Origin of the sequence: Pseudomonas sp. LAMO17WK12:I10, assembly GCF_900215185.1 — a bacterium.
GTDB lineage: Bacteria > Pseudomonadota > Gammaproteobacteria > Pseudomonadales > Pseudomonadaceae > Aquipseudomonas > Aquipseudomonas chlororaphis.
Genome location: NZ_OBDX01000060.1, coordinates 1 through 8,008, shown reverse-complemented (window position 1 = coordinate 8,008; position 8,008 = coordinate 1). Strand labels below are relative to the sequence as shown.

The window sequence follows — 8,008 nt, the reverse complement described above, 5'->3', positions numbered from 1 at the left end:
CTACGACAAGCTGGCGAAAAGTTTTGCGGCGATGGTCTCACTGGCTTGCACCATGCGGTGTTTGCGACATTACTTTTCGTACACTGCCTAGGATTCGCCATCCTCTTCTCATCTCCAGTCAGCGGGCCACCAGGCCATCGCTGATGTCGTCGTTTCCGGAGTTTTCCATGCTGTTGCCCATTCTGCTGTTGTCAGCCGCCGGTTTTACCGTGCTGACGACGGAGTTCATCATTGTCGGCCTGCTGCCTTCGATTGCCCGGGACCTTGCGGTCAGCGTGCCCCAGGCCGGCCTGCTGGTGACCTTGTTCGCCTTCACCGTGGCGGCGTTCGGGCCGTTCCTGACGGCCTATTTCGCCCGTTTCCAGCGCAAGCGCCTGTTCATTTCGGTGCTGGTGATGTTCGGCCTGGCCAATACCCTGGCGGCGCTGGCACCGAATATCTGGGTAATGGCGGTGGCCCGGCTGATCCCGGCGCTGGGCTTGCCGGTGTTCTGGGCTTTGGCCAGCGAAACCGCGGTGGACATCGTCGGCCCCGACTACGCCGGGCGGGCCATCGCCAAGATCGGCTTCGGCATCGTCTGCGCCACGGTGTTCGGCATTCCGGTGGGTACGCTGATTTCCGATGCCTTCGGCTGGCGCGCCGCGTTCGGCATCCTGGCGCTGGTGGCCTTTGCCAAGGCGTTGCTGCTGTATGTCTACCTGCCGCAGACCCGCGTGCACAACGAGCAGGCCAGCCTGCGCTCGCAGTTCGGCATCCTGCGCAGCCCCTTGATGCAGGGGCATGTGCTGCTGTCGATCCTGGTGTTCAGCGGCATGTTCACCGCCTACACCTACCTGGCGGATATCCTCGAGCGCCTGGCCGGTTTCAACGGCACGCTGGTGGGTTGGTGCCTGATGGGTTTCGGCGCGGTGGGGCTGATCGGCAACTCGCTGGGCGGCCGTGCGGTGGACCGCCATCCGTTGCTGGCCTCCATGGGCTTCTGCGCCTTGATGATCGGCGGCATGGTGGCGCTGGTGCCAAGCATCCACTCGCCGCTGGGCCTGGCCGCGGCCATGGGCATCTGGGGCGTGACCCAGGCGGCGCTGTTTCTGGTCAGCCATGTCCGCCTGATCAAGGCCGCGCCTCAGGCGCCGGCGTTTGCCGCTTCGCTGAACATCGCCGGAGCCAACCTGGGGATCGGCCTGGGGGCCATGGTCGGCGGCCGGGTGATCGACACCCTGGGGCTGGGCAGCCTGGGGTTCGCCGCCGCCGGTTTTATCCTGGTGTCGATCCTGCTGGCCCTGCTGTTGATGACCCTCAAGCCACAGGCCAGCTGCGCCTGACTCTCCTCAAGCGCCCAGGGCGGTGAACAGCTCGCGGCGGGCGCCTTCGGTGATCGCCACGATGCCGGGGTGCTTGACCTTGCGTTCGACCGAAATGGCGTAGAACGACTCGCTGACCGCATCGGTCTGGCCGATCAGTTGCACACCGTATTGGCGCCGCACTTCGTCGGCGATCACGCTGGGGCTGATAAAGATCCCGCTGCCTGATTGGCCGAATGCCTGCATCAAGGCACTGTCGTCGAACTCACCGATGATCCTGGGCTGTATCTGCTGCTCGGCCAGCCAGCGCAGCAGCCGGCTGCGCACCACGGTTTCCTGCCCGGGAATCAGCAGCGGAGCGCCATGCAGGCTATGGGGAAAGTTCGTTCCATAGCGCTCGGCCAGTTCTTCGGTGGCGAAAAAACTGATACCGCATTCGCCGAGTTTCTGGCTGTAGCCCTTGATGTCCAGGTGCGAAGGCATGGGGCTGTCGGAAATCACCAGGTCCAGGCGCTGGATGGCCAGGTCGGCCAGCAGGCGTTCGAGCTTGTCCTCGCGGCAGGTGATGCGGATCGGTTCGTTCAGCTCCATGGTCGGGGCGATCAGGCGGTAGACGATCGATTTGGGCACCACATCGGCCACGCCGACCCGAAACAGGATTTGCTGTTCGTTGGGCTGGGCCTGGAGCATGGCTTCCAGTTCGCCGCCGAGCTGGAACATCTGCTCGGCGTAGGGCAGGGTCTGGCGCCCGGCTTCGGTCAGTTCCAATTGCCGACCGACCCGGCGAAACAACTCGATGCCGTAGGTTTGTTCGAGGAGGGTGATCTGGCCGCTGATGGTTTGCGGGGTCAGGTTCAGTTGCTCGCAGGCCCGGACGATGCTGCCGGTCTTGGCGACGACCCAGAAGTAGTGCAGTTGGCGATAGTTGAGCATGGCTGGCTTTGATTCGTAAAAATCGAAGTATAGCTGTTAAAAATACGAATTTTCCTGAAGTGTTCGCCTCCATAGAATGCCTCGCTATTGACGGGCCATCGTCTCGGCCCGGTCCGTTCTAACGAGGAAAGCGCAATGACCTATAAATCCATCGCCGCATCGTTGCTGGCGTTGTCGTTGATCACTCTTGCCGGTTGCGAGCAGGCGGAAAAAAGCGCGCAACAGCTGTTGGGTAAGGCCGCGGAAAACGCCAAGCAGGCGATCGACGACACGCACAAGGCCGCCGAACAGGCGATCAGCGACGCGACCCAAGGCTTGATCAGCAAGCAGGAAAAGCCGGCTGACGAGGCCAAAGAAGCCACCTCGTCGTCCCAGGAAATCTGATTCCCCCATACCCCGACTCAGGACTGAGCCATGGAATACCTTTTACAACTCGCCGCCAGCCCCACCGCCTGGGTCGCCCTGGCAACCCTGGTGGTCATGGAAATCGTGCTCGGCATCGATAACCTGATCTTCATTTCGATCCTGACCAACAAGCTGCCCGAGCAACACCGGGCCAAGGCCCGGCGGATCGGTATCGGCATGGCCCTGATCCTGCGTCTGGCACTGCTCAGCACCATCGCCTTCATCGTGCAGCTGACCGAACCGGTGATCGATGTCTTCGGCCAGGTCTTCTCCTGGAAGGACATGATCCTGATTGCCGGCGGCCTGTTCCTGCTGTGGAAGGCCACCACGGAAATCCATCACAGCATGGATCCGGAACCGCAGGACAGCAAAAACGAGACCGCTGGCGTGTCCTTGGGTTTTGCCGCGGCGATCGGCCAGATCCTGATGCTGGACATGGTGTTCTCCATCGACAGCATCATCACCGCGGTCGGCATGACCGAGCATTTGCCGATCATGATCATCGCGGTGGTGGTGTCGGTACTGGTGATGTTGCTGGCGGCCGAGCCTCTGGCCAAGTTCATCAATGACAACCCGACGGTGGTCATGCTGGCCCTGGGCTTCCTGATCATGATCGGCATGACCCTGATCGCCGAAGGTTTCGGCGCCCATGTGCCAAAAGGTTATGTGTACGCGGCCATGGCCTTCTCGGCGGCCATCGAGGGGCTGAACATGCTGGCTCGTCGTGCCCGGCAGAAGCGGGTGGCGGCGGAGGCGGAAGTCGAAGCCTGATTTACGGCAACAACCGACGGCGGCCTGTGTTCAAGGACACAGGCCGCCGTTTTTTATTGGGCAGAAGAAAGTGCCAGTCAGTGCGCGGTGGCGTGATGCCGGGCCGGTTTTGCGGTTTTCGCGGCGGGAGTCGGCAAACGCGGATGATGGTGTCGGCGAACGATCCGCAAGACACCCCAGAGCATGGCAGCGGCAACGGCCAGCCAGCCGCCGATCAGCATCAGGATTGTCGTTGTCAGGCTCATGCATGCCTCCTTGTTGCCCTGTCCAGGGCACACACTCTTCGCAATGGACAGTCTAGTCGCGGATGTGTTTCAAGCCATTGACCAATAGTCGAGTGTCATCGACCGCTTTGCTCTATGGGACGCAAATTACCGCGGCTTAACGCTATACCCCTGCGTCGCGGCGCCCTATGATCAGCGTTTCGGCCGGGGCTCCTGGCTTGGCGTCTGCACAAGAGAGTCATGATGGAACGGATGTTTCTGCGATTTCGAACACTGTTGTTGGCGAGCGCTTGCGCCCTGACGCTGGCCGGTTGCGCCAGCAGCGTGCAGCCGGAGATTCAGCGCCTGCCCGAGCGGGTGGAACTCAACGGCGTGCCGTTTTTCCGTGGCGAAACCTATCAGAGCGGCCCGGGCACCCTGGCCAGCATGCTGTCCCAGCAAGGTATCGCGATCACCCCAGGTCTGCTGGACAAGCCGCTGCATTTGCCAGGCGCCGAGGCGAAGTTGCAGCAGAACATGCTGACCCTGGCGCGTGAGTACGGGATGGTGGTCTATCCGCTGGACGACAATTTATCGGCGCTGCTGACCCAGGTTGCCGCGGGATACCCGGTGATGGTGCGTTACACCGAAGGTTCGGCGTTCTGGGCCGAGCCGCGTTATGCCGTGCTGGCGGGCTATAACCGACACAAGCAGACAGTATTGTTGCGCGCGGGAATGAATCGTCGTCTGTTGATGGACTTTGCCAAGTTCGAGTCGGCCTGGAGCAATGCGGGACACTGGGCGGTGTTGATTCAGGGGCCGACCCAGGTGCCCGCCCAGGTCGATCGCCAGCGTTGGCTGAAAGCGGCCGATGAGTTGGCCCAGGCCGGGCAGGAGAACGCGGCGGCACGGGCGGCCAAGGCGTTGAGCGCCCACTGAGGTTGCAGAAACGCTGACGGCGCCCTTGGGCGCCGTCCTTTGAACTGGCTGCGATCGACGGATCTGCAGCCTTTTTTGTGTCTGCCAGGTTCTATTCGGCAGTCTGGGCGACGCCGCTCTGACGACTTTTCAGGTTTTTGCCGGCCTTGTAGTTCAAGGCGGCATTCGGTACCGAGCCGCTTTTGCCGGTTTCCAGCCACTGGCGAATGCGGCTGGCATCGGCGAAGTGCGTGTATTTGCCAAAGGCGTCGAGAATCACCAGGGCGACCGGGCGGTTGCTCATGCTGGTTACCAGTACCAGGCAGTGGCCTGCTTCATCGGTAAAGCCGGTCTTGGTCAGCTTGATGTCCCAGTTGGCCTTGTTGACCAGGTGATCGGTATTACGAAAACCCAGGGTGTAGTTGGGTTTGCGGAACGCCACGGTCTTTTCCTTGGTGGTGCTCAGTTCGCTCAGCAGCGGGTATTTGCGCGCCGCCAGCAACAGTTTGCTCAGGTCCCGTGCGGTGGACACGTTATGGACCGACAGGCCTGTCGGCTCAACATAGTGCGTGCTGGTCATACCCAGTGCCTTGGCCTTGGCATTCATGGCGGCAATAAAGGCTGCGTACCCGCCCGGGTAGTGGTGGGCGAGGCTGGCGGCGGCACGGTTTTCCGACGACATCAGGGCGATCAGCAGCATCTCTTTGCGCGGGAGTTCGCTCTTGAGCTTGACCCGGGAAAACACGCCTTTCATTTCCGGGGTGTTGCTGATGTCCACGGAAATGTACTCATCCAGTGGTTGTTTGGCGTCGAGTACGATCAGACCGGTCATCAGCTTGGTTACCGACGCGATGGGCACGACCACGTCGGGATTGCTGGAGTAGATGACCTTGTTGGTCTGCAGATCCAGCAGCATGGCGCTGCCGGAGGCGATATGCAGTTGGGAGGGGTCGCGTGGCGCTTCGGTGGTTTCGCGAGCGACGGCGCTCTGCGTGATAAAGGTGCCTGTAAATGCAAAAAATAGGCTCAGGATAGAAAGACGGATTTTCACGCGGGCGGACTCATGAAGTGGATATGCCGTTCTGCAACGGGCTGCTTTCAGAAAAACGTTACATTTTATGAGTATGTGCCAGGAAAGAGCTACACGCCCGTAGGTAAAGGGCTTCAGGTAAATTAAATTTCATTCTGTACCAATTTTGTACCAATCTTGCTTTCGAGTTTCCCCACTTCTGCCCAGTCGGTGGTGGAGTTAAGCCACTTGGCATAAGTTGAAAGCAGGACTTGCACGCTATGACCCAGCTGACCAGCGATAAAAGCTGGGTTCATGCCAGCCATTAGGCACATTGTGGCGTAGGTATGCCGGCAGTTGTATTGGCTTCTGAGCTTTATTTTCAGGGCCTTCAGCGGCTTATCAAAGTGACCTCCAGGAGTGCTGGGGCCCCGCATGAAGTCCGAGCCTCCAGATGGCTGGAAGACAAAGGGGGATGACTTCTTCACTCGCCCTCGATCACCGGCTCGCTGATCTGCAATCTCCTTCGCTCTTGTAAGGGCGTGCATGGCTCGACTGTTAAGCATCACCGTCCTGGCGTACTTGGTTTTTGTGCGCTCCTTGATCTTCCCCTTCACAACGATCCGGCACACATGAGCTGTCCGCTTTTGTAGGTCGATCTCATCCCACCGGAGAGCAAGCAGCTCTCCAGTCCTCATGCCCGTATAGAACGCAAACTCGAAGTAGGCCGCGTAGATCTGCGCAGCCGGTTGGGTGAAGTTCTTGTACAGCCAATCAGTTATTGAGTCCGCTTCAGCAGCAGTGAAGGGGTCAATCACTTTCTTGTTCCTGGCGGGAAGCTGGATTACTGCCGCCGAATTCCTTTTGATTACCTCATCCCGAACAGCTGAACTCATCAGGGCTTTCATCCTTGATATTGCTGTTCGTTTTATCGTTGTGGTTTTCCAGGGAGTTGCGGATATAACCTTGCGCAAGATCATTGTGGTTATGGAGCCCATCGGTATAGCTGACAGGCTAGGCATCCAGTAGATGTTGAGCGTGCTTAGGTAGTTGCTGCGAGTCCCTGGCACCACCTCCAGCCCATCGAGCCAGGTCTGAGCGTACTCGCCAAAGGTCAAGCTGTTGCTGATGCCGATGATTTTCGAGTTCGGGAACAGCTCTGCATATTTTTTCTCGTCGAGCGCGCCGTGCTTGGCCAGGCTGACTACTTGAGCACGGAGATCAGATGCCGCTTTGATGCCTTTTGCGGTTTGTGGATAGGGGAGGGTCTCGCACTTTCGACCTTGCCATGTGAATCGAATCCGGATTGATTGACCAGCAAACTTAACTCCTGCGGGCAGTCCCATTGGCTTTCTTGCCATGCTTCATATCTCCTAATGCTATAAAAAATTCGCTGGTCGATCTTGTTCCACACCCCTTCTGGGATGATTCCGCGCGCCCGCTTGCCCTCAAGGGCTCGTTTTGTCGTACCGAGAAGCATCGCCATGCGCTCCTCCGGGACCTTGTCGAATGGGTACGTTTCGGGGAGTTCGTTTCTTTCGCTCATAGATGGCTCCATGCCGCGCGCCGCGGCAGATGGTGGGTTCAGGGCCTGGCCCGCTGGATGATGTAAACGATGCCGCTGGCGGTAACGGCCAGCCACAGCATCGAGCCGAAACTAGTGGTGATGATTGCGGCTTCAGTCCCGCTCTCCCACATGCTGGGGACGGCGCTGTAAAACCAGAGCAGGGTGATCAGCAGGTAGGCCAGCATGCCGACCAGGATCTCGAAGAGTTTTTTTGCAGACATGGGGATTCCTCGGCCGCCGCCGGCGGCCATTCAGGTTTATTCAGAATTGTGTTCGGGACATGCGGCGCGACCCTGGATAGAGTTGCACCGCCCGACCGGTTCCGCGCGTTCGTAAAGGGGCGAGAGCGCTGGCCGGTACGGGCGCCAATTCAGTTTTGGGTGCAGGTGATTCGGAAAGGTCTGATGGTCGCCGGCAGGCTGTTGAGTCGAGGGAGGGGTTAGGCGTTGTCAGTAACAATTGCAAGAGATTCTTGCCACTCGACGACATCGGCGCCGAAGTCCTTATCTCCGAAAGCCCAGTGATATGCGAATGGGCCTACGCGGTCGCAGCCGGCCAGGACGCTGCCACAAGTGAGCCTGATGTCGAGACGACTTTTCTCTGGGTCTTCGTCAGGGTCTGCCTCAAACCAGCTGCCTTTTCGCTTGTGATGCCGGTTGCGATCTGCACCTAAAACAGCCGCTCGATCTCATTACGAAGTGACGGCGCCCCTGGCGAACGCATCGCTCCCTGGTCTGTCAATTTTTGCATTCATCCTGCAGGTCGCCCCATAAACACCTCGATCAAAGGTGTTGCGACGACCGGTTGAATTCGCCCAATGCGGTAGTCGCCAGTTTCGCCAACGGCTCTAGCGTTACCGCATGCGCCAAAGCATGAGCCGTCGTGGAAACTGTTGGGATAC

At 59.4% G+C, this 8,008-nt stretch carries 9 protein-coding genes and 1 pseudogene; 5 read left to right on the top strand and 5 right to left on the bottom strand.

Features of this window, described 5'->3' with window-relative positions:
- Together CRO75_RS32470 and CRO75_RS31745 are read left to right on the top strand one after the other, a co-directional pair.
- A pseudogene (locus tag CRO75_RS32470) lies at positions 1–91 on the top strand (IS5/IS1182 family transposase); the annotation flags it as partial.
- A 76-nt stretch (positions 92–167) separates the two neighbouring features.
- Entirely contained in the window at positions 168–1,322 is a 1,155-nt protein-coding gene (locus CRO75_RS31745; protein WP_007927226.1) for an MFS transporter, read from the top strand.
- A 6-nt stretch (positions 1,323–1,328) separates the two neighbouring features.
- On the opposite strand, the gene nhaR is transcribed toward CRO75_RS31745, so the two are convergent.
- Complete coding sequence (nhaR, locus tag CRO75_RS31740) at positions 1,329–2,234, bottom strand: transcriptional activator NhaR (protein WP_053261896.1); 906 nt, start codon at positions 2,232–2,234, stop codon at positions 1,329–1,331.
- A gap of 135 nt (positions 2,235–2,369) precedes the next feature.
- Here nhaR and CRO75_RS31735 point away from each other — a divergent pair, with 135 nt between their 5' ends.
- Both CRO75_RS31735 and CRO75_RS31730 read left to right on the top strand, forming a co-directional pair.
- The gene (locus CRO75_RS31735; RefSeq protein WP_009044657.1) at positions 2,370–2,618 is read left to right on the top strand and encodes a hypothetical protein; all 249 of its coding nucleotides are present in this window, start codon (positions 2,370–2,372) and stop codon (positions 2,616–2,618) included.
- A 30-nt stretch (positions 2,619–2,648) separates the two neighbouring features.
- Positions 2,649–3,410 carry a TerC family protein gene (locus CRO75_RS31730; protein WP_097140563.1) on the top strand — a complete coding sequence of 254 codons (762 nt, stop codon included), beginning with the start codon at positions 2,649–2,651 and terminating at the stop codon, positions 3,408–3,410.
- A 77-nt stretch (positions 3,411–3,487) separates the two neighbouring features.
- Here CRO75_RS31730 and CRO75_RS33095 read toward each other — a convergent pair whose 3' ends face one another.
- Entirely contained in the window at positions 3,488–3,655 is a 168-nt protein-coding gene (locus CRO75_RS33095; protein ID WP_009044656.1) for a hypothetical protein, read from the bottom strand.
- 222 nt (positions 3,656–3,877) lie between these two features.
- On the opposite strand from CRO75_RS33095, the gene CRO75_RS31725 reads away from it, so the two are divergent.
- Positions 3,878–4,552 carry a PA2778 family cysteine peptidase gene (locus CRO75_RS31725; protein WP_097140561.1) on the top strand — a complete coding sequence of 225 codons (675 nt, stop codon included), beginning with the start codon at positions 3,878–3,880 and terminating at the stop codon, positions 4,550–4,552.
- Between the two features lie 91 nt (positions 4,553–4,643).
- Here CRO75_RS31725 and pbpG read toward each other — a convergent pair whose 3' ends face one another.
- The 3 genes from pbpG to CRO75_RS31705 form a co-directional block, all read right to left on the bottom strand.
- A complete protein-coding gene (gene pbpG, locus CRO75_RS31720) occupies positions 4,644–5,582 on the bottom strand; it encodes a D-alanyl-D-alanine endopeptidase (protein WP_097140558.1) in 939 nt (312 codons plus the stop codon).
- A gap of 122 nt (positions 5,583–5,704) precedes the next feature.
- A complete protein-coding gene (locus CRO75_RS31715) occupies positions 5,705–6,901 on the bottom strand; it encodes a site-specific integrase (RefSeq protein ID WP_097140556.1) in 1,197 nt (398 codons plus the stop codon).
- A gap of 223 nt (positions 6,902–7,124) precedes the next feature.
- The gene (locus CRO75_RS31705) at positions 7,125–7,328 is read right to left on the bottom strand and encodes a hypothetical protein (protein ID WP_097140554.1); all 204 of its coding nucleotides are present in this window, start codon (positions 7,326–7,328) and stop codon (positions 7,125–7,127) included.
- Between the last annotated feature and the right edge of the window lie 680 nt (positions 7,329–8,008).

Bases quoted from the DNA above. Each gene is read 5' to 3' on its own strand.
- CRO75_RS33095 (WP_009044656.1), bottom strand. From the start codon at position 3,655: ATGAGCCTGACAACGACAATCCTGATGCTGATCGGCGGCTGGCTGGCC.
- CRO75_RS31725 (WP_097140561.1), top strand. From the start codon at position 3,878: ATGGAACGGATGTTTCTGCGATTTCGAACACTGTTGTTGGCGAGCGCT.
- CRO75_RS31745 (WP_007927226.1), top strand. From the start codon at position 168: ATGCTGTTGCCCATTCTGCTGTTGTCAGCCGCCGGTTTTACCGTGCTG.
- CRO75_RS31705 (WP_097140554.1), bottom strand. From the start codon at position 7,328: ATGTCTGCAAAAAAACTCTTCGAGATCCTGGTCGGCATGCTGGCCTAC.
- CRO75_RS31715 (WP_097140556.1), bottom strand. From the start codon at position 6,901: ATGGCAAGAAAGCCAATGGGACTGCCCGCAGGAGTTAAGTTTGCTGGT.
- CRO75_RS31735 (WP_009044657.1), top strand. From the start codon at position 2,370: ATGACCTATAAATCCATCGCCGCATCGTTGCTGGCGTTGTCGTTGATC.
- nhaR (WP_053261896.1), bottom strand. From the start codon at position 2,234: ATGCTCAACTATCGCCAACTGCACTACTTCTGGGTCGTCGCCAAGACC.
- CRO75_RS31730 (WP_097140563.1), top strand. From the start codon at position 2,649: ATGGAATACCTTTTACAACTCGCCGCCAGCCCCACCGCCTGGGTCGCC.